17 protein-coding genes are annotated in these 19,686 nt (G+C 62.3%); 4 read left to right on the plus strand and 13 right to left on the minus strand.

All coding sequences use genetic code 11. The features are described 5' to 3' along the window. The first annotated feature begins 36 nt into the window (after nucleotides 1–36). The 3 genes from ercA (at nucleotide 37) to ACZ889_RS15125 (ending at nucleotide 4,103) form a co-directional block, all read left to right on the plus strand. Nucleotides 37–1,200 carry an alcohol dehydrogenase-like regulatory protein ErcA gene (gene ercA / locus ACZ889_RS15115; RefSeq protein WP_004576476.1) on the plus strand — a complete coding sequence of 388 codons (1,164 nt, stop codon included), beginning with the start codon at nucleotides 37–39 and terminating at the stop codon, nucleotides 1,198–1,200. After that, nucleotides 1,184–2,854 carry a PAS domain-containing hybrid sensor histidine kinase/response regulator gene (locus ACZ889_RS15120; RefSeq protein ID WP_104961963.1) on the plus strand — a complete coding sequence of 557 codons (1,671 nt, stop codon included), beginning with the start codon at nucleotides 1,184–1,186 and terminating at the stop codon, nucleotides 2,852–2,854. Before ercA ends, ACZ889_RS15120 begins: the two co-directional genes overlap by 17 nt. Before the next feature lie 634 nt (nucleotides 2,855–3,488). Then, entirely contained in the window at nucleotides 3,489–4,103 is a 615-nt protein-coding gene (locus ACZ889_RS15125; protein ID WP_121783333.1) for a hypothetical protein, read from the plus strand. Between the two features lie 136 nt (nucleotides 4,104–4,239). Here ACZ889_RS15125 and ACZ889_RS15130 read toward each other — a convergent pair whose 3' ends face one another. The 11 genes from ACZ889_RS15130 to ACZ889_RS15180 all read right to left on the minus strand — a co-directional run bounded on the left by ACZ889_RS15130 (nucleotide 4,240) and on the right by ACZ889_RS15180 (nucleotide 17,077). Continuing rightward, nucleotides 4,240–5,589, minus strand: a complete 1,350-nt coding sequence (locus ACZ889_RS15130; protein WP_180688269.1) for a D-serine ammonia-lyase — start codon at nucleotides 5,587–5,589, stop codon at nucleotides 4,240–4,242. A gap of 252 nt (nucleotides 5,590–5,841) precedes the next feature. Next, entirely contained in the window at nucleotides 5,842–6,564 is a 723-nt protein-coding gene (locus ACZ889_RS15135; protein ID WP_014756324.1) for a proteasome-type protease, read from the minus strand. Nucleotides 6,565–6,637: 73 nt separating this feature from the next. Next, the gene (locus tag ACZ889_RS15140; protein WP_014860454.1) at nucleotides 6,638–7,417 is read right to left on the minus strand and encodes a transglutaminase family protein; all 780 of its coding nucleotides are present in this window, start codon (nucleotides 7,415–7,417) and stop codon (nucleotides 6,638–6,640) included. After that, nucleotides 7,414–8,364, minus strand: a complete 951-nt coding sequence (locus tag ACZ889_RS15145; RefSeq protein ID WP_003254074.1) for an alpha-E domain-containing protein — start codon at nucleotides 8,362–8,364, stop codon at nucleotides 7,414–7,416. Before ACZ889_RS15145 ends, ACZ889_RS15140 begins: the two co-directional genes overlap by 4 nt. A gap of 3 nt (nucleotides 8,365–8,367) precedes the next feature. After that, complete coding sequence (locus ACZ889_RS15150; protein ID WP_476257522.1) at nucleotides 8,368–9,777, minus strand: circularly permuted type 2 ATP-grasp protein; 1,410 nt, start codon at nucleotides 9,775–9,777, stop codon at nucleotides 8,368–8,370. A 433-nt stretch (nucleotides 9,778–10,210) separates the two neighbouring features. Beyond that, nucleotides 10,211–10,582, minus strand: coding sequence for a RidA family protein (locus ACZ889_RS15155; protein WP_003254071.1), 372 nt, complete (start codon nucleotides 10,580–10,582; stop codon nucleotides 10,211–10,213). Between the two features lie 27 nt (nucleotides 10,583–10,609). Continuing rightward, nucleotides 10,610–11,305 (minus strand): DUF3726 domain-containing protein, encoded by a 696-nt coding sequence (locus tag ACZ889_RS15160; protein WP_409292579.1) that lies wholly within the window; start codon nucleotides 11,303–11,305, stop codon nucleotides 10,610–10,612. 2 nt (nucleotides 11,306–11,307) lie between these two features. Next, entirely contained in the window at nucleotides 11,308–13,002 is a 1,695-nt protein-coding gene (locus tag ACZ889_RS15165; RefSeq protein WP_476257523.1) for a hypothetical protein, read from the minus strand. Between the two features lie 26 nt (nucleotides 13,003–13,028). Beyond that, nucleotides 13,029–14,579, minus strand: a complete 1,551-nt coding sequence (locus tag ACZ889_RS15170) for a BCCT family transporter (protein WP_476257524.1) — start codon at nucleotides 14,577–14,579, stop codon at nucleotides 13,029–13,031. Between the two features lie 55 nt (nucleotides 14,580–14,634). Further along, the gene (locus ACZ889_RS15175; RefSeq protein ID WP_003254063.1) at nucleotides 14,635–15,621 is read right to left on the minus strand and encodes a dipeptidase; all 987 of its coding nucleotides are present in this window, start codon (nucleotides 15,619–15,621) and stop codon (nucleotides 14,635–14,637) included. A gap of 13 nt (nucleotides 15,622–15,634) precedes the next feature. Then, entirely contained in the window at nucleotides 15,635–17,077 is a 1,443-nt protein-coding gene (locus ACZ889_RS15180) for an aldehyde dehydrogenase family protein (protein WP_010953610.1), read from the minus strand. A gap of 99 nt (nucleotides 17,078–17,176) precedes the next feature. Here ACZ889_RS15180 and ACZ889_RS15185 point away from each other — a divergent pair, with 99 nt between their 5' ends. Continuing rightward, on the plus strand, nucleotides 17,177–18,064 hold the full coding sequence (locus ACZ889_RS15185; RefSeq protein ID WP_014860458.1) for a LysR substrate-binding domain-containing protein: 888 nt from the start codon (nucleotides 17,177–17,179) through the stop codon (nucleotides 18,062–18,064). 66 nt (nucleotides 18,065–18,130) lie between these two features. Here the strand turns inward: ACZ889_RS15185 and ACZ889_RS15190 are convergent, their stop codons facing one another. Together ACZ889_RS15190 and ACZ889_RS15195 are read right to left on the minus strand one after the other, a co-directional pair. Further along, the gene (locus ACZ889_RS15190) at nucleotides 18,131–19,060 is read right to left on the minus strand and encodes a LysR family transcriptional regulator (protein WP_047602994.1); all 930 of its coding nucleotides are present in this window, start codon (nucleotides 19,058–19,060) and stop codon (nucleotides 18,131–18,133) included. A 98-nt stretch (nucleotides 19,061–19,158) separates the two neighbouring features. Further along, entirely contained in the window at nucleotides 19,159–19,668 is a 510-nt protein-coding gene (locus ACZ889_RS15195; protein ID WP_004576490.1) for a flavin reductase family protein, read from the minus strand. Nucleotides 19,669–19,686: the final 18 nt, after the last annotated feature.

Genomic DNA, 19,686 nt, shown 5'->3' on the forward strand with positions numbered 1-19,686 from the left:
CGGTTATCTTCCAGAACAATAAGAACAGGCTTACCGATGAGCCAGAGTTTCAGCCCCCTTCGCAAATTCGTATCGCCTGAAATCATCTTTGGTGCCGGCTGCCGGCACAATGTGGCCAATTACGCCAAAACCTTCGGTGCGCGCAAGGTACTGGTGGTCAGCGACCCTGGCGTGATCGCGGCCGGCTGGGTGGCGGATGTGGAGGCCAGCCTGCAGGCCCAGGGTATCGACTACTGCCTGTACACAGCGGTGTCACCCAACCCGCGGGTCGAAGAGGTGATGCTCGGCGCCGAAATCTATCGGCAGAACCACTGTGACGTGATCGTCGCCGTCGGTGGCGGCAGCCCGATGGATTGCGGCAAGGCCATCGGCATCGTGGTGGCCCATGGGCGCAGCATCCTCGAATTCGAAGGCGTGGACATGATCCGCGTGCCCAGCCCGCCGCTGATCCTGATCCCGACCACCGCCGGCACCTCGGCGGACGTGTCGCAGTTCGTGATCATTTCCAACCAGCAGGAACGCATGAAGTTCTCCATCGTCAGCAAGGCGGTGGTGCCGGACGTGTCGCTGATCGACCCGCAGACAACCCTGAGCATGGACCCGTTCCTGTCGGCCTGTACCGGCATCGATGCGTTGGTGCATGCCATCGAGGCCTTCGTGTCTACCGGCCACGGGCCGCTGACCGACCCCCATGCGCTGGAAGCCATGCGCCTGATCAATGGCAATCTGGTGGAGATGATCGCCAACCCTACCGATATTGCACTGCGTGAAAAGATCATGCTCGGCAGCATGCAGGCGGGGCTGGCGTTCTCCAATGCGATCCTGGGCGCAGTGCACGCCATGTCGCACAGCCTGGGCGGCTTCCTCGACTTGCCCCATGGCTTGTGCAATGCGGTGCTGGTGGAGCACGTGGTGGCGTTCAACTACAGCTCGGCGCCGGAGCGTTTCAAAGTGATCGCCGAGGTGTTCGGTATCGACTGCCGCGGTCTCAATCACCGGCAGATCTGCGGGCGGCTGGTGGAGCACCTGATTGCCCTGAAGCGTGCCATCGGCTTCCATGAAACCTTGGGCCTGCACGGGGTGCGCACGTCCGATATCCCGTTCCTGTCGCAACACGCGATGGACGACCCGTGCATCCTCACCAACCCCCGTGCGTCCAGCCAGCGTGATGTCGAGGTCGTTTATGGCGAGGCCCTCTGACGAGCAGCAGCGGGCGTTGGCCGGGCTGCTGGGGCTGGGTGACCACTCGGCGCGCAAAAGCCATTACCCGGAGCTGTCCGCCCGCCTGGACGAACTGGAAGCCGAACGCAACCGTTACAAATGGCTGTTCGAAAACGCCGTGCACGGTATTTTCCAGGCCAGCCTTCAGGACGGCATGCGTGCCGCCAACCCGGCGCTGGCGCGCATGCTCGGCTATGACGACCCGCAAGCGGTGCTATTTTCCCTAACTGACCTGGCCGCCAACCTGTTTGATGGCGGTGCCGAGGAGTTGCAGGCCATTACCGCGGTGCTCGCCCGTGAGCACAGCTTGCACGGCTACGAAACCCGTCTGCGGCGCAAGGACGGCAGCCATCTCGATGTGCTGATGAACCTGCTGCTCAAACCCGGCCATGAAGGGCTGGTGGAGGGGTTTGTCGCCGACATTACCGAACGCAAGCTGGCCCAGCAGCGCCTGCAACAACTCAATGACGAACTGGAGCAACGGGTCGCTGCGCGTACCGATGAATTGCTGGAGGCGCGTGATGCCGCCGAAGCCGCCAACCGCAGCAAGGACAAATACCTCGCCGCCGCCAGCCATGACCTGCTGCAACCGTTGAACGCCGCGCGCTTGCTGATTTCGACCTTGCGCGAGCGGCCATTACCAGAGGCCGAGCATGTGCTGGTGGAGCGTACCCACCAGGCCCTTGAGGGCGCCGAAGATTTGCTGACCGACCTGCTGGACATTTCCCGGCTCGACCAGGCAGCGGTGAAGCCGGACGTGGCCGTGTACCGCCTCGACGAGTTGTTCGCACCACTGGTCTCGGAGTTCCGCTCAGTGGCCGATGCGGAAGGCCTCAAGCTGCATGCGCGCATCCCGGACTGTGCCATCAGCACTGACCTGCGGCTGATGACACGTATCCTGCGCAACTTCCTCAGCAACGCCTGCCGCTACACCGACGAAGGCCGGATCTTGCTGGGGGCAAGGCGCCGGGGTGGCCATTTGCGGCTGGAAGTGTGGGATACCGGGCGGGGTATTGCCGAAGACCGGTTACAGGCGATCTTCCTTGAGTTCAACCAACTGGACGTCGGCCGCGCAGCGGATCGCAAGGGCGTGGGGCTGGGGTTGGCCATCGTCGAGCGGATTGCCAAGATTCTCGGCTACCGGATTGAGGTACGTTCGTGGCCGGGGCGTGGTTCGGTGTTCAGCATCGAGGTCCCGCTGGGTAAAGAGGTGCCGCTGGCCGCTCACCAGGCTGTGCCGCTGCCAAGCGTCGGCAACCCGCTACCGGGCCGCCGCCTGTTGGTACTGGACAACGAAGTGAGCATCCTCGAGAGCATGGGCGCGCTGCTTGGGCAGTGGGGCTGCGAAGTGGTGACCGCGACCGACCAGGCAGGTGCCTTGCTGGCCTTGCAGGGGCAGGCCCCGGAACTGATCCTGGCCGACTACCACCTGGACCATGGCGTGGTGGGTTGCGAGGTGGTCAGGTATTTGCGTGAGCATTTTGCGGTTGCCATACCGGCGGTGATCATCACCGCCGACCGCAGCGATCAATGCCGGCGGGGCTTGCAGAAATTGGGGGCGCCGCTACTGAACAAACCTGTGAAACCCGGGAAACTGCGGGCGGTGTTGAGCCAGTTGCTCTTGGTGCATTGATTGGGTAGCGGTTCACCGCTGAGCAGACAATGCCAGCTAGTCGATGAGCATCGACTGTGCGATGGTCCTGTTTTAACCACCCTCTTTAGCTGCCGAATGGCCTCGGGGGTGGCAGCCAACAAACTGCGAACATTGAAATAGAGCACTTAAATGGCCTGTCGCGAAGTTTGGATCCACGGGCCTTTAAAACTTACCATTCGGTCAGAATGCAAGCAGTTAGTAAACTAACTAATACGGCTTTAAATACCGCTGGTCGGTGCTTTTGCTCAAGAAATGAACGATTTGCCAGCGAGTCGTTCCTATTTGCCAGCAAGTGTGTTCTTCCAGCACCGCACTTCGCACCTCTCCCCAGAACGTATGGACGTTCAACTTGATCTGCATGGCAGGGATGCTCACGGGGCTTCTTACCTCTGACAATGGAGTAACGCCATGCCCAACCGGGGCTCAACGGTTGAGCCACTGTGCGCAATCGAGTAACCATTCGCTGTTTCAATTAACGATATGAATTTGGTCTTCCCAGTGCGATCAGGCCGTACGCATGCTTGTTGCAAGGCCATCTAGCGCTGATGCATTACGTGGAGAATTCGACGTGGAGTTTAATACAATTATTAGCCTGTTCGGGCAGAAAGAATCCATGGAGTTGGTGCGGTTGTCGGTCATTTATGTTCATTTACTGGCCTGTTGTATCGCCATCGGCCTGGTATTTACCAGTGACGCCGAGATGGTCAGGGACTTGCTGAAGGGGCATCAAAAGGCCTGCCATGACGGTAAGCACATGGCGCGATTGCAGGCGTCTGTTGCCAATGCCTTGATATTCTTGTGGCTTACCGGTGCCGCGGTCATTGGTATCGATTACCTTGAAAAGGGCATGAGTTATTTTGCCAATCCCAAACTTCACGCCAAGGTCATTATTGTCTTGCTCCTGACCTTCAATGGCATGTTGTTGCATCGTTATGTATTACCTGCCTTGCTCAAGGCCGGTTCTTTGCTTGACCTGAATATAGGCGTGCGGATGTTTGCCCTGTTTTCTGGTGCACTGTCAGGTGTTTCCTGGTTATATGCAGCGATGCTGGGCGTCGGTCGGCCACTGGCCTGGAAGTATTCGCTGACCGAGTTGCTGTTGGCCTATCCGGTGATGATCCTGCTTGGCTTTGCCCTGATGGCCGCACTGACCCAGTGGGCGCGAAAACGCACCATGGCCAAAGCGACGCCAGCACCTGTCTGGCCGCTGGCGGGCATTCCTTGCTGATGGCCTGAGGCACTGCGACGGCGCCACGAACCGCAAACCTGGTTTGCGGCGCCGTTGCAGTGCCTGATGTGATTCAGCACGGCAAGCGTGCAACGCTTCCATGATCCGTTGCATGACTGCGAACCGGCGATCGCGGTTACAGGTTTGCCTGCACGCTGCGCCCTTTGGCCAGATAGGCGTTGAACTCATCTTCCGGCACCATGCTGCCCCCCGTTCCCCAGACGAGGTGTGTAGCCTGCTGCAGCTGGGTTGGGGTGAAGCCCTGGCGAGCCAGGTACTCGCCGGCTTGCAGCACCCGTAGCATACCGGGTACGCCGGCCAGGGCAGAGGGTTCCAGTTTGACCTTGTCCTGCTCATGGGCGATGACCATCAAGCGGTACAGCTCTTCGTCGGTCACGGTGTAGTAACCATCGATCAGCCGCTGCATGGCTTTGCCGACAAACCCTGATGGGCGGCCGACCGCCAGGCCGTCTGCTGCGGTGATGTTGTCGATGCCGAAGTCCTGCACGCAGGTTTCATCATGCAGGCCGGTATAGACACCCAGCAGCATGCAGGGGGAGTGGGTGGGTTCGGCAAAGATGCAGTGCACCGCATCGCCGAACACCAGCTTCAGCCCGAATGCGACACCGCCCGGGCCGCCCCCTACGCCGCACGGCAGGTAGACGAACAACGGGTGATCTGCGTTCACCTGGATGCCAGCCTGGTCGAATTGCCGCGCCAACCGTTCGGCGGCGACGGCATAGCCGAGAAACAGCTGTGGGGAGTTTTCGTCGTCGACAAAATAACAATTGGGGTCTGAAGCCGCCTGCTGGCGACCCTGCTCGACCGCTACGCTGTAGTCGCACGCGTGTTCTACCACGGTCACGCCGTTGGCCCGCAGCTTGTCCTTCTTCCATTGCCGGGCGTCTGACGACATGTGCACGCTCACCTTAAAACCCAGCTTGGCGCTCATGATGCCAATCGACAGCCCCAGGTTGCCGGTTGAACCCACGGCGATCGTGTACTGGCTGAAGAATGCGCGGGCCTGGTCGCTCGCCAGTTTGGTGTAGTCATCCGTTGGCGTGATCAATCCGGCCGCCAGGGCCAGGTCTTCGGCATGCTTGAGCACTTCATGGATACCGCCCCGGGCCTTGATCGAACCGGAGATGGGTAGGTCACTGTCCGCCTTGAGCCACAGGCTGCCTGCGTTCTGCAGTGATCCTTCTTCGACAAGCACCCGGCGCAGCTGTGGCAGCGGGATGACAGGCGACTCGATGACCCCGCCGGCAGCGGCTGTTTCGGGGAACACAGTGGCCAGGTAAGGCGCGAACCGCTGCAGCCGCGCGCTGGCCGCTTGCACGTCGGCCGCCGTCAGGCCCACGTCGTGCAGGGCTTCTGCAGCCTTGGCGATACCAGGGTTGAACCAGCTGGTCTGCTTCAGGGCAACCAGCTCGGCGATGATCGGGTGGCTTTGTTGCCAGGCTTCCAGGGTTTTTCCGTGAATCATGATTTCACCTGCAGTGCAGTCTGTAGGCCGCCAGCAGCAGTCTCGTGACAGGAGGGAAGGCGCAGGATAACCCACGGAGTTTCGAACATTACACATTGGTTTTACTGAGGTGTTGCCTGTACCGGCCTGTTCGCGGGCTCGCCCGCTCCCACAGGCCATCACAGCCTTCAAGGCTTGCACAGTACCTGTGGGCGCGGGCCAGACCGCGAAAGTGCCTGTCCAGGCACCAAAGGATCTGGACAGTTCGCTGACTCAGCCATAAGGCGGCGCTGGCAGTTCGGCCAGCAGGGTTTTCAAGCCGTCGCTCCACTGCCTGCGAATCTGCTGGTAATAGGCATCGTCGCTGGTAATGCGCTTGCGCGTCATGCTTTCCAGGCTGTTATTGCGGTACACCAGCAAGTCCAGCGGCATGCCCACCGACAGGTTGCTGCGGATGGTGGAGTCGAACGAGATCAGGCCGCAGCGCAGCGCTTCATCGAGCGGCGTGCGGTAATCCAGGTTGCGGTCGAGTATTGGCCTGCCGTACTTGCTTTCACCCAGCTGCAGAAACGGGGTGTCCGGTGTGGCCTGGAAGAAATTGCCTTGTGCATACACGTTGTAGATGGCCATGGGGCCGCCGGCTATCTGGCCGCCGACGATGAATGAACTGCTAAGGTCGATATCGGCCGTGAGCTTGCTGCGGTCTCTTTTGACCACCTCGCGCAGGGTGTCGGCGACCAGCACCGTTGCATCGTAGAGCGTGGCAACGTTCAGCAGGTGGGGGCCGTTGCCCTGGGTGCGTTGCTGCAGCAGGTTTACCACCGACTGCGAGGTCGCCAGATTGCCGGCGGTCTGCAGCACGATCAGCCGCTCGCCCGGGACGCTGAAGACGAACAACTTGGTGAACGTGGAGATCTGGTCGATGCCGGCGTTGGTGCGTGAGTCGCTGATGAAGACAAGCCCGTCCTCCAGGTGCATGGCGACACAGTAAGTCATGCGGTTTCCCTTGTGTTGCGTGTGGAAGGGTCTTGCCGCACTCGCGCGGCAAGACCGGTCTGAAGCCAGCCTGTCACTGGCGATGCACGTGGACGCTGGCCTGCATCGATTCGGCGCCGCCGCCGCGGCGTACGCCCCTGACCGGACAGGCATCGAGGTAGTCCAGGCCCACCGCCAGTTTCAGGTGACGCTCTGGCCGGGTCAGGCGATTGGTAATGTCGAAGCTGTACCAGGCATCGTCGACCCAGGCTTCGGCCCAGGCGTGGCTGGCCAGGTGTTGTTCGTCCTCGGTGCACAGGTAGCCGGACACATAGCGTGCCGGCACCCCCAGGCTGCGTGCGCAGGCCAGGAAGGCGTGGGTGTGGTCCTGACACACGCCTGCGCCACCGTTGAAGGCTTCGATGGCCGTGGTGCCCACCGACGTGGCCCCAGGGCTGTAGGGCATGTGCTCGGCCAGGCCTTGCATCAGCCCGATCAGTGCTGCCCGGTCGCGGTGACTGCCACATTGCCGGGCGGCGAAAGCAGTCAGGGTGTTGTCGGCCAGCGTCAGGTGGCTGCCGCGCAGGAACGGCAGGGGCGACTGGCTCTCGGTTTCGTGCTCGCAATCCGGGTCGATCTCGACCTGGCCGTGTGCGGTAAGCGCCAGGTGGCCATGGGGTTTGTCCAGTGTCAGCACATGCAGGATGTTGCCGTAAGGGTCGATCTGGCCCTTGACCTTGCAGGGCAGGTCCAGTTGCCATTGATTGATACGCTGGCGTTCGCTGCTGCGCGGCGTCAGGCGCAGGAACTGGATACTGTTGCACACGTCGCTGGCGTAGCTATAGGTCGTGTCGTGGCGAATGGACAGTTTCATACAACCTCCAGGTAGGAGTGATGGACGGCCTGGCCCAGTTGGTTGATGCGGCCGATGAAGTCGCTCAGCCACGGGTGCAACCCTGCATCAAGGATTTCGTCGATTGCGGTGTAGCGCAGGCGCGCGTTCAGTTCGGCGGCCATACGCTGGGCGGCCCGCCCGGTACTGCCCGGCAGGCCCGCCAGGATCAGGTCAAGTTCCTCGATGCAGGCATGCAGCGAGCGCGGCACGTCCACCCGCAACAGCAGCAGCTCGGACACCGGCCGGGCACTGGGCGCGGCGCGATAGAGCTCGTTGAAGGCCTCGTACGAGGTCAGCGCGCGCAGCAGGGCGCTCCATTGATAATAACCGCGGGCGGAGTCGTCGCTGACCTCTTCGGAGGCCTCGCCGAACATTTCATAGCGCGAATCGAGCAGGCGCAGGGTGTTGTCCGCCCGCTCCAGGAAGGTCCCCAGGCGAATGAAGCTGTAGGCATCGTTGCGCATGATGGTGCCGGAGGTCGCACCGCGGAACAGGTGCGATCGTTCCTTGACCCAGTCGCAGAACTGGCTGATGCCGTAGCGACCCAGGCCATTGCTGGCAATGTTGCGCATTTCGATCCAGGTGGCGTTGATGTTCTCCCACATGTCAGCGGTGATACGGCCGCGCACAGCATGGGCATTGGTCCTGGCGGCCTGCAGGCAGCAGTAGATGCTGCTGGGGTTGGTGGCGTCGAGGGCGAAGAAGTGCAGCATGCGCTCGGTGTCGAGTTCCTTGTGCCGACGCAGGTAGTCGTCCAGCATGCCCGAGGCCATCAGCGACATTGCCAGTTCGGCATGGCCGTCGCTGCGCCCGGCCTGGGGCATCAGCGATAGCGAGTAGCTGACCTCAAGCATGCGTGCGAGGTTTTCTGCACGCTCCAGGTAGCGGGACATCCAGTACAGGTCGGAAGCAGTTCGCGAAAGCATGGCTCAGTCCTCCACCACCCAGGTGTCCTTGGTACCGCCGCCTTGCGACGAGTTGACCACCAGCGAGCCTTCCTTGAGCGCCACGCGCGTCAGGCCACCGGGCACCAGGCGGGTTTCACTGCCCGACAACACGAACGGGCGCAGGTCGATGTGACGCGGTGCGATGCCGCTGTCGACGAAGGTCGGGCAGGTTGACAGGCACAGCGTCGGTTGAGCGATATAGGCGTGCGGGCGGGCTTTGATGCGCGCGCGGAAGTCCTCGATCTGGGCTTTGGTCGAGGCGGGCCCGACCAACATGCCATAGCCGCCGGAGCCCTGGGTTTCCTTGACCACCAGTTCGGGCAGGTGGGCCAGTACATGGGACAGGTCCGCCGGCTTACGGCACTGCCAGGTCGGCACGTTGTTCAGGATCGGTTCTTCGCTCAGGTAAAAGCGGATCATGTCGTCGACGAAGGGGTAGATGGATTTGTCATCGGCCACGCCAGTGCCGACGGCGTTGGCCAGTACCACATTGCCGGCGCGGTAAACCGAGATCAGCCCCGGCACGCCCAGCATGGAGTCAGGGTTGAAGGACAGCGGGTCGAGGTAGTCGTCGTCCAGGCGACGATAGATCACGTCCACCTGTTGGGGGCCGGCCGTGGTGCGCATGTAGACATGCTCATCACGCACGAACAGGTCGGCGCCTTCGACCAGCTCGATGCCCATTTCCCGGGCCAGGAAGGCATGCTCGAAATAGGCGCTGTTGAAACGGCCGGGCGTGAGCAGCACCGCGGTGGGGTTGTCCAGTGGGCTGGCGCTCTTGAGCGTGTCCAGCAGCAGGTTGGGGTAGTGATCGATGGGCGCGATGCGCTGGGCGGCAAACAGTTCGGGGAACAGGCGCATCATCATCTTGCGGTCTTCGAGCATGTAGCTGACGCCGCTGGGGGTACGCAGGTTGTCTTCCAGCACGAAGTAGCTGCCATCGCCGTCACGTACCAGGTCGACACCGGCAATATGCGCATACAGCCCACGGTGAAGGTCCAGGCCCTGCATGGCGATCTGGTAGCCCTCGTTGGCCAGCACTTGCTCTGGCGGGATGATGCCGGCCTTGAGAATGCGCTGGTCGTGGTAGATGTCCTCCAGGAACAGGTTCAGCGCCTGTACCCGTTGAATGCAGCCACGCTCGACCGTGCGCCATTCGCTGGCGCGGATGCTGCGCGGGATGATATCGAAGGGGATCAGGCGCTCGGTATCCTGCTTGTCGCCATACAAAGTGAAGGTGATGCCTGCGCGGTGAAACAGCAGGTCGGCCTCGCGCCGGCGCTGTTCCAGCAACTCCAGCGGGGTGTTGGCCAGCCAGCGGGCGAACTCCTGGTAATGCGGGCGGCAAGTGCCGTTCGCTTCGTACATTTCATTGAAAAAAGCCCGGGACATACCCACTCCTTGCCGCCGTTGCCGGCAGCTTCATTGCGGTTCATCTGCGTCTTTCAGGGTGCTGCCTTGCTGGGGTAAGTGGGAGCTGTGTCTCGCGTTAACCTCGGTTTCGGTAGATTGCCTGTGCGTTGAGTACAACCAGTCTGTGCAATAAAAATGCCGAATACGCCTGGCGGTTCTGGCGATGCAGGAAATGTGAGGGGCACACCCGATGTGTGCTGCCTGGCCGCAAGGGCCGGCGCATCAAAAAAGGGCGCTTTTGATCCGGGCGCGGGTTTTGAACCGAAATGGGGCGCAGGCCGGTGCCTGGCGGGAGAAAAAGGGAGTATTCCGGGTGCATGACGTGGGGCGGAGGGGGCATGCATCGAGCGCCGCGTGGGCGGCACTCGATTGCGCGAACGCTGAACATCGTGAGACGGGCGCCTTCAGGGCGTCAGAGGCAGGCGTAGACCACCAGCTCCACCAGCATTTCTTCCCGGGCGAGGCCAGCCACCACTACGGCCGCGCGGTTGGGGTAGGGTGCCTGGAAATACTCGGCGTACACGGCATTCACAGTCGCCAGATAACGGCGGTCGGTCACGTAGATCAGTACCTGGGTCACGGCATCCAGCGAGCTGCCAGCGGCTTCCAGGGTGTGGCGCAGGTTGTCCAGTGTCTGGCGGGCCTGGGCCTCGATGCCGCCGGCAACCACCTGGCCCTGCGTATCGATTGGGATCTGGGCCGTGTACAACGTACCGTTGCCGACGACCGCCCATTCCAGTGGCGCCCTGGAGGCGAACAGCTCGGTCTTTATCGCATGCTTCATGGGTTGTTTCCTCAGTGGCAAGGGTGTTCAGTCGGCGTCGCTGCCGCCGCCTGCACCGTGGCGGCGTGAGGCTTCGGTGCTCTCGACAAGGATGTGTTCGGCCAGCTGCCTGAGCCTTTGCCAGGTATGTTCGTTGACGGTAAAACCTTGCTGCAGTGTGCGCTGCGGGTCGCTTACTGCCTGGGCGGTCTGGCCTGCTCGGGTGAACAGCACCGTTACGTCTTGCGCGGCCGCTTCAATGGCCTGGGGCCGGGTTTCACTGCTCAGTTCCGGGCGCGGCATGCCGGCGGTAAAATCGGCCAGGTGGCATTGGCGGGCGTCCTCCCAGCGTGCTTGCACGTGCAGCCCCTGCACCGCTGCCCGGCTCAGGTAGCCCAGCAACAGCAAACGGTTGTGGCAGTGGCGTATGCGCAGTTCAGCCTGACCACAGCGCATGGCCTTGGCTGCCGCCAGTTCCACCACCGTGGCGGCGCAGCGCAACACGCTCTGGCCCTTGGCGTCGATCACCAGCAGGGCGTTATCCTCATGGCACAAGGCGTATGGCCGTGCAGCTTCGGCTTGCAGATAACGCAACGCCTTTTCCAGTGCACCGACGCCATCGAGCCCCTGCAGTTGCAACCAGCCCACGAGTTCGGCGGCATCCTCGCAGTCGCCCGGGGCGAAGCCCATGCCTTCGAATGCCTTGCGGCACATCACCTGTATTTCGTTAAGCGATACGCGCATGGTCAAAGCTCCCTTTGCGGCATGACTGCGAAATTCCAGTCGTCTGCGAACGGCTGACCGATGTCGCTGACCAGCGGCGCGCCCTGGAACAGCGTGATACGCACCCAGCGGCTTGACTTGGGGTCGAATTTCCCCGCGCCGAAAAATGCCAGTTTGCAGCGCAGCAGGTGGATCGGCAGCATGTCCCGGGCCAGCAGATTGGCACGGATTTCACCGTAGTTCGTTTTTGCCATGCCTTGCAGGCGGCGTACCGCGCCCTTGAACATCGGCTGGGCGATCAGGAAGTGAGCGGTCAGCGCCTGAGGCTGCAGTTGCAGGTGCTCCAGTAGCGCGCTATGGCACTGCTGGATATTGCGGGCAATACCCAGCTGCATTTCTTTTTCGGCCCCTGGCTCCTCTGCGCGAATGCCCAGGCGCGGCTCTTCTTTTTCAGCTGAGCGGTACCAGAAGAAGTGCTCCGCATCGGCAGCACTGAAGTCGTAGCGCAACGCCCAGCCATACTGCTGCTCGATGAGCTGGCGCAGTTGCCCAAGGGGCATCTGGGCGTCCAGCTGCCAGCTTTCGTTGACCCCCATGTGCTCGGCCAGGGGCGTGACCTGCTCGGGGTACAGCTCCAGCAGCAGGCTGACCAGAAGCTCCTGGCAGCCCACCCCCGTGTGTATTTGCGCCCAGGCCAGCAGGCGCGGCCAAAGGCCCGCGCCGTCGGCTTGCGTGCCAAGCCAGGTGGCCAGTAAAGCAAGCTCGGCCAAGGTTTGCAGGTTCTGCTCATGCTGGCGCTGGTCTTCGGTCCGGGACTGGCTCAGGTGCAACTGGGCGCGCGCCAGCAATTGCCGCAGGCGTGCCAATTGGTCGGGCTCCGCCGACTGCGCCAGCACAAGGGCCAGGGCCGTTTCCCGCGTACTGATCCAGTGCTCCACCAGTTGAGGGTGGTTGATCAGAAAAGGGGCCATTCCCAGCCCGGTCGCGTTGCCGACCCCCAGGTAGCGTTGTAGCGCCGGGGCCAGTTGCACTGCCCACTGCGGGGCGAGTGCCCGGGCCATGTGGTTGATCTGCTCGATGCTGAAGTGTCGCAGCAGGTAGACGGTGAACATCTGCGCGCTGAACGGCTGGTTGAAGTCCAGGTTATCTTGCAGGCAACCAAAATCGGCGATGCCGAACTTGCCGTTACCGTAAACCGCTGTGGTGCGATACAGGTAGCCGACTTCAGCCAGTTGCTGTGGATCGGGCTGGCGTCCTTCTGCCAGCGCCGCCAGAAACCGGTCGAAATTGCGCAAGCTACGGTTGGCCCGCGACAACACCAGCACGCGTGCATCGAAGCGACCGGCTTCCTGCAGCGGCACGTTGCGTTGCAGGTCGGCCAGTTGTGCCGAGTCGACATCGCCGGCCACCAGCACGAAGCTGACGTCCCACTGGTCGGCGATGACCCGATCGCTGCGCTTTTCCGGCGGCAGGTAGGCCGAGAAGATCACGCAGTGGTAATGGCCGTTTGGCGTTTCGATGCGGTAGATCGCAGTGCCGAAGCCTTGGCCATCGAGGTCGAAACAGCTGCGCCGGATTTGCCAGCGCTGCTGCATCATCCGCCGCATGCTGCTGCGCACGAAGCTTAGCGGGCTCTGGAAGTGGCTACCCAGCCGGGCCAGGTCCATGACTTGGCTGGCAGGGCGCAACGCGGGTATTGCAGGCACGCTGTTGGGCATTGTTGTTGTACCTGGATGGATCATGTTCAGACGCCTTGTTCACGGGCCATGTGTCGAGCGATGCGCACGGCATCCCACAGCGCTGGAAGGATCACCAGCGACACCGGCACCGCGGTGATGACAATGAAGGATTGCAGGGCCGTCACCCCGCCTGCGCCAATGGTGATCAGTACCACCGCCGCCAAGCCCATGCCGATTGCCCAGAAACCGCGCAACCACTTCTTCGGTTTATCGTTGCTGGACATCGCCAGCGCCACGGTGAAGGCCATGGCGTCGCCATTGGTGGCCACCGAGATGAAACTCAAGAACAGGAACAGCGCGCTGACAAGGCCACCCAGTGGCAGGTGCTGCGTCACTCCCAGCAACAGGTCTTCAGGCTTGGCGCCATGGGCGGTGACGATGCCTGGCGTTTGCAGCTCCAGGCCGATCCCGGTACCGCCCACCACAGTGAACCAGAACATGGTCACCAGCGGTGCGATGATCGACAGCGTCATGATGATCTCGCGGATGGTGCGGCCCCGCGAGATCCGCGCGACATACAGGGCCACCATGGGCGCGTAGCCGATGAACCAGCCCCAGTAGAACACCGTCCACCAGTCCAGCCATTTGGGGTCGGCGCGGAACATCGTCAGGGGGATGAAGTGCTCCACGTGCAGGGCAAAGGCCGCCGGGAAACCGCCGAGGATGAACAGCGTCGGTCCGAATACCACCATGAACAGTGCCAGGCCGATCATCAACCAGACGTTGATCTCGCTGACAAAACGGATGCCTTTGAGGCCCACCAGGCACGAGACAGTGTACATCGCGGTAACCAGGACAATGGTCAGCGACTGGGTGACGATAGTGTTGGGCAACCCCCACACGGCGTGCATGGCGCTGCTGATCTGCAGGCCAAGGAAACCGATCGGACCGATGGTGCCGGCCACTACCGCGATGATCGAGGCAGCGTCGGCCAAGGTGCCGATCGGGCCCTTGAGCGCTCGCTTGCCGAACAGGGGGTAAAGCAGGGTGCGCGGCGCCAGCGGAAGGCCTTTATCGTAATGCAGGTGCATCAGCACGATCGCCAGCAGGCTACCCAGCACGGCCCAGGCCAGGAAGCCCCAGTGCACGAACGATTGCGCCAGTGCCGCGGTAGCCGCCGCTTCGCTGTGCGGTTGCAGGCCGGCGAAGAAGGGCGGTGGGCTGGCAAAGTGCATCAAGGGTTCGGCAGCGGCCCAGAAGGCGCCACCACCTGCCAGCAGGGCGCACATGATCACGGCGATCCAGTTGAAGGTGCTGACGTCCGGGCGCTGGGTGACCCCGCCCAGGCGTACACGCCCGCATCTGGAAAAACCAATGAACAGGCTGACGGCGAAGGTTGCCAGCATCAGCACTTGCCAATAGAGGCCAAAGGCCTTTGTCGACCAGGCGAACAGGGTATTGACCAGCGCCGACACGGTGTCGATGTCGATCAGCGCCGCCAGCAGGAAGGCGCCTAGGAATCCGCCGCTGATCAGGAACAACGGCCAGTCGATATCGCGTGCCATAGGCAGGCCCATGGCCTGGCCGTTGGCCTGCAAGGTAGTTGGGTTTTTCATGAAACCTCCGGAACCTGCGATTCTTTTTATTGTTGATGCTGTCCGTGCAAGGGGTTCAGGCCTGTGCCGTGGTGGCGGTCTCCAGCAAGCGCAACCAGTTCAGCCCCATGATGTTGCCCACGTCGTGCTCGGCAAAGCCGCGGGCGCGCAGGCCCTGGGCAATGTTGCGGAAGTCGCGGCTGTCGCGGAACCACTGCAAGGGCGCCGGCCAGTTGGCGTTGTCCCTGGAGCCTTCGCCGTAGTCCTTGTCCTTGCTCCAGCGGCCGTTGCGCATCCATTCCAGCACAGACAAGGGTTGCGCCTGGCACAGGTCGGTGCCGATGCCGATGTGCTCCACACCCATCAGGTCGGCGGTGCGCGCGACCATGTCGCAGAAACTTTCCAGGCTACAGTCCGAGGCACCCTTGAGGTGGAACGGGTAGGTGCTGAAGCCCAGCAGCCCGCCGGACTCTGCGATCCCGCGTAGCACCGCATCGGATTTGTTGCGCTTGGCGGCGTGGAAGCTGGCAGGGTTGGCGTGGGAGATGATCACCGGTCGGCTGGACAGTTCGATGGCCTCAAGCGTGCTTCGCTCGGCGCTGTGAGACATGTCGATGAGCATGCCGACGCGGTTCATTTCGGCGATCACCTGGCGGCCGAAGCGGCTGATGCCGTTGTCCTCGCGCTCATAGCAACCGCTGGCCAGCAGGCTTTGGTTGTTGTAGGTCAGCTGCATGACGAACACCCCGAGCTGGCGGAAAACCTCCACCAGGGCAATGTCGTCCTCGATCGGCGAGCAGTTCTGGAAGCCGAAGAAGATACCCACCCGGCCCTCCTCGTGGGCCAGGCGGATGTCGCTGGCCGTGCGCACCGGGCGGATCAGCTCGGGCCATGTCTCGAAGCGGCGGTTCCACTCGCCCAGGCGTGACAGGGTTTCGCGGGCGTTTTCGTGGTAGGCGATGGTGGCGTGCACCGCGCTCAGGCCACCGGCCTGCATCTGCTGGAATATTTCCTGGCTCCAGTTGGAGTACTGCAGGCCGTCGATCATCAAAAGGTCGTGCATGGCATGTATTCCTTCAGGGCCGCAGGTAGGTGGTCTTGACCACGGTGTAGAAGTCGCGAGCGTATTGCCCCTGTTCCCGGGGGCCGAAACTCGAGGCTTTGCGGCCCCCGAATGGCACGTGGTAGTCGGTCCCGGCGGTGGGCAGATTGACCATCACGCAGCCGGTCTGGGCGCGGCGCTTGAAGTGGCTGGCGTGGCGCAGCGACTGGGTGATGATCCCGGCGGTGAGGCCGTACTCGGTATCATTGAGCGTGGCCAGCGCCTCTTCAAAATCGCGCACGCGGATCACGCAGGCGATGGGGCCGAACACTTCCTCGCGGTTGATGCGCATGTCGTTGCGGCTGTTGATGAACAAGGCAGGGCGCATGTAGTAGCCATCGCAGGCCAGTTGCAGGCGCTCGCCACCTTCGATCAGGGTGGCGCCTTCGGCCTGGGCCAGTTGCAGGTAGGCCAGGTTCTGTTCCAGCTGGCGCGCGTCAGCGACCGGGCCGATCTGTACGCCAGCCTCCAGTGCATGGCCAACCTTCAGCTGGCGCATGCGCAGGCGCAGCGCCTCGACGAAGCGGTCGTGGATACCGTCGCAGACGATCAGCCGTGACGACGCGGTGCATTTCTGCCCGGTGCCGAAGAAGGCCCCGTTGAGCGCGCATTCCACGGCCAGTTCGAGGTCGGCGTCGTCCATGACCACCAGGGCATTCTTGCTACCCATTTCCAGCTGGCAGCGCACCAGGTTACCGGCGGTGGCCACCGCTACGCGTCGGCCCGTCTGCAGAGAACCGGTGAACGTCAGGGCATCGATCTCGGCGGACTGGATCAGGGCCTCGCCGACGTCGGCACCGCTGCCCATCACCAGGTTGAAGGTACCGCTGGGCAGGCCCTGACGGCTGATGATCTCGGTGAGCGCCCAGGCACTGGCCGGCACCAGGTTGGCCGGCTTGAACACCACGGCGTTGCCGAAGGCCAAGGCCGGGGCGATTTTCCAGGCGGCGGTGGCCATGGGGAAGTTCCATGGGGTAATGATGCCCACCACACCCACCGGTTCGCGATGCACTTCGATGTCGACCCCAGGGCGCACCGAGGCGGCAGTCTCGCCCATCTGGCGCAGCACTTCGGCGGCGTAGTAATGGAAGAACTGGCCACTGCGGTTGACCTCGCCGATGCCTTCGGCCAAGGGTTTGCCTTCTTCTCGCGACAGCAGTTCGCCGAGCTCTTCCTTGCGGGCGATCAACTCGTCGCCGATGGCCATCAGCACTTGCTGGCGGCTTTCCAGACCACTGGCGGCCCACAGGGGTTGAGCGGCGCGGGCGGCCTGGATGGCCTGGCGGGCCTGTTCGGCGCTGGCCTGATGGTACTGGCCGATCAGGTCGCCAGTGTCCGAGGGGCTGTAGTTGCCCAAAGTGGCGTGGCCTTCACACCACTGGCCATCGATGTAGTTGTTGTAGGTCTTGTGTGACATGGATGAACGCCTCCCTCCGTTTGCATGGCATTCATCATGCGAGCAATATGCAGCAAATAAAAATTAATAAAAAAAATGCTTTGATAAGGAATGCTAACCATGTTGCCCGAGCTGAAAATCGCGCAGTTGCGTTACTTCGTACTGGTCGCCGAACACAAGAGTTTCCACGCGGCCGCCCGCCAGGCCTTTCGCACCCAGCCTGCGATATCCCTGGCCCTGCGTGAACTGGAGCAGAAGCTGGGGCAGGCACTGGTCGAAAAGGGCGGTGGCCGGGTAGAGCTGACGCCATATGGCGAGCATTGCCTCCCGTTGTTTCGTGGCTTGATCGAGCACCATGACCGTATTGCGCGTGAAGCCATGCTGTTTGCCCGGCATGAAATCGGCCAGGTCAGCATCGCCACCGTGCCTTCTGTGGCCAGCCGAATGCTGCCAGGGCCGCTGGCCCGCTTTGTGGCCGCGCACCCCAATGTGCAGGTCAGCATTCAGGACGGCACGGCCGAACGTGTGCAGCAGTTGCTCGCTCAAGGGCAGGTTGATTTCGGCATCAGCAGCCTGTGGGTGGACGATGACCAGCTCGAATTCGCCCCCATCGTGAATGATCAGGTTGGCGTGGTGTGCCGCAGCGACCACCCGCTGGCGCAGGCGGGTGGGCAGCTGCATTGGGCGCAGTTGCTGGGCGTGCCGATGATCCGCAACGGTACCTCGCAATTACTGGCGGGTACCGAGGCCGAGGGTTTGCTGGCCGATAGCCGGCTGTTCATTTCCAACATGATTTCGTTGATCGCCATGCTGGAGGAGGGGGTAGGGATCAGTACCTTGCCGTACCTCGCTTTTCCGCAGGAGAACGAAAAACTGGCGTTCGTGCCCCTTGTGGAGCCCAAGGTAGAACGGCACATCGGCATGCTCACCCGCAAAGGGCGCAGCTTGTCACCTGTGGCGGGGGCACTGATGGCGTTTCTGCAAGTGCAGTTGGCGAAGGCTGGCTGATTCGTTGGCCGTAGGGGCATGGCGCGCCATGGCCGGCACTGAGGTTCGCAAACGCACGCCCGGCTTTCAGATAACCGGGCCTGAAGGCACGCTGACACCTGCCAGCGTGGTGAACGAAATATCCTTGGCCGTCAGCAGAAAATCACGCACGTACGGCACCTCCAGCATGTCACTGCGCAGTGCCGCATAGAGGTTTGCCTGCAGGCCGTGTTCGCCAAGGCGCTTGGCGGTTACATAGCCGCGCGAACTGTATTCGTGCACGGCCCAGTTGGGCAGGCAGCAGACGCCGCGCCCGGACGCAACCAGTTGCATCATCATCACGGTAAGTTCTGAGGTGCGGACCTGTGCGGGCTCGACGTCGGCGGGGTCGAGGAAGCGGGTGAAGATGTCCAGGCGGGTGCGTTCGATCGGGTAGGTGATCAGTGTCTGGCTGGCGATATCGGCGGGCTCCAGGTACGGCTTGTGGCGCATGGCGTGGTGGTTGTCGATGGCCAGCAGTGCCTCGTAGCTGAACAACGGCACGTAGCTGATACCCGGCAGTGTCACCGGGTCGGAGGTCACCACCAGGTCCAGGTCGCCGCGCTCCAGGGCTGGCAGTGGCGCGAAGGAAAAACCCGAGGCGAGGTCCAGTTCCACCTCAGGCCAGGCGCCGCGGAACTCATCCACTGAAGGCATCAGCCACTGGTAGCAGCTGTGGCACTCGATGGCGATGTGCAACCGTCCGGCGCAGCCCCCGGCCAGCTTGCCCAGGTCCCGTTCGGTATTGCGGATCTGAGGCAGCACCTGATCGGCCAGCTGCAGCAGCTTCAGCCCGGCGCTGGTGAAGCGCACCGGCCTGGATTTGCGCACGAACAGTGGCATGCCGATGCGCTCTTCCATATCGCGGAACTGGTGCGACAGGGCTGATTGTGTCAGGTGCAGGCGCTCGGCGGCCTCTTGCAGGCTGTCGGTTTCACGCAGCGCGTGGAGGGTTCGCAGGTGGCGTAAATCGATCATGAGTAAAATGGCGGATCAACGCAGTAATGGCGGGTTTTCTTCACTGCTGCGTGATCCTGACAATTCCTTTGCTGGGTTTTCCGTGAGTGGGGTGAGGCTCAAGCCGCGTGAGGCGCGGCGAGGTTGCAGTACTGCCCCTTGAAATACAGCAGCGGCTGCGTGGCAGCAGTGGCCTGCAGGTTCAACGCTTTGACTTCGCCAATCACGATCAGGTGGTCCCCGGCGGCATGTTCGGCGTGAATTTCGCAATCAAGCCAATGCAGGCTGCCGGCAATGATCGGGTTGCCCAACGGCGATGCTTGCCATTCGACGCCCTGCCACTTGTTGGCGCCGCGCCGGGCAAACTGGTTGGAAATGCCGACCTGTTCACCTGACAGGATGTTGACCGTGAAGCGCCCAGCCTGGCGAATTTTCGGGTAGCTGGCCGAACGGGACATCACACTGAATGACACCAGCGGCGGGCTCATCGATACGCTGTAGAACGACTGGCAGGTGAAGCCGATCGGCTCACCTTCGTGGTGCGATGTAATCACCGTGATGCCGGAGGCGTAGTGCCCGAGTGCCTGGCGAAAAGTCGACGGCTCGATCGCCGTACCGGAAAGCAACATGGTAGGTCCTGTGGCTGC

The organism is Pseudomonas sp. TE3895 (genome assembly GCF_056278855.1).

Bases quoted from the DNA above. Each gene is read 5' to 3' on its own strand.
- ACZ889_RS15140 (WP_014860454.1), bottom strand. From the start codon at position 7,417: ATGAAACTGTCCATTCGCCACGACACGACCTATAGCTACGCCAGCGAC.
- ACZ889_RS15120 (WP_104961963.1), top strand. From the start codon at position 1,184: ATGGCGAGGCCCTCTGACGAGCAGCAGCGGGCGTTGGCCGGGCTGCTG.
- ACZ889_RS15145 (WP_003254074.1), bottom strand. From the start codon at position 8,364: ATGCTTTCGCGAACTGCTTCCGACCTGTACTGGATGTCCCGCTACCTG.
- ACZ889_RS15180 (WP_010953610.1), bottom strand. From the start codon at position 17,077: ATGTCACACAAGACCTACAACAACTACATCGATGGCCAGTGGTGTGAA.
- ACZ889_RS15130 (WP_180688269.1), bottom strand. From the start codon at position 5,589: ATGATTCACGGAAAAACCCTGGAAGCCTGGCAACAAAGCCACCCGATC.
- ercA (WP_004576476.1), top strand. From the start codon at position 37: ATGAGCCAGAGTTTCAGCCCCCTTCGCAAATTCGTATCGCCTGAAATC.
- ACZ889_RS15155 (WP_003254071.1), bottom strand. From the start codon at position 10,582: ATGAAGCATGCGATAAAGACCGAGCTGTTCGCCTCCAGGGCGCCACTG.
- ACZ889_RS15135 (WP_014756324.1), bottom strand. From the start codon at position 6,564: ATGACTTACTGTGTCGCCATGCACCTGGAGGACGGGCTTGTCTTCATC.
- ACZ889_RS15195 (WP_004576490.1), bottom strand. From the start codon at position 19,668: ATGTTGCTTTCCGGTACGGCGATCGAGCCGTCGACTTTTCGCCAGGCA.
- ACZ889_RS15165 (WP_476257523.1), bottom strand. From the start codon at position 13,002: ATGCCCAACAGCGTGCCTGCAATACCCGCGTTGCGCCCTGCCAGCCAA.
- ACZ889_RS15175 (WP_003254063.1), bottom strand. From the start codon at position 15,621: ATGCACGACCTTTTGATGATCGACGGCCTGCAGTACTCCAACTGGAGC.
- ACZ889_RS15125 (WP_121783333.1), top strand. From the start codon at position 3,489: ATGGAGTTGGTGCGGTTGTCGGTCATTTATGTTCATTTACTGGCCTGT.
- ACZ889_RS15160 (WP_409292579.1), bottom strand. From the start codon at position 11,305: ATGCGCGTATCGCTTAACGAAATACAGGTGATGTGCCGCAAGGCATTC.
- ACZ889_RS15170 (WP_476257524.1), bottom strand. From the start codon at position 14,579: ATGAAAAACCCAACTACCTTGCAGGCCAACGGCCAGGCCATGGGCCTG.
- ACZ889_RS15150 (WP_476257522.1), bottom strand. From the start codon at position 9,777: ATGTCCCGGGCTTTTTTCAATGAAATGTACGAAGCGAACGGCACTTGC.
- ACZ889_RS15185 (WP_014860458.1), top strand. From the start codon at position 17,177: ATGTTGCCCGAGCTGAAAATCGCGCAGTTGCGTTACTTCGTACTGGTC.
- ACZ889_RS15190 (WP_047602994.1), bottom strand. From the start codon at position 19,060: ATGATCGATTTACGCCACCTGCGAACCCTCCACGCGCTGCGTGAAACC.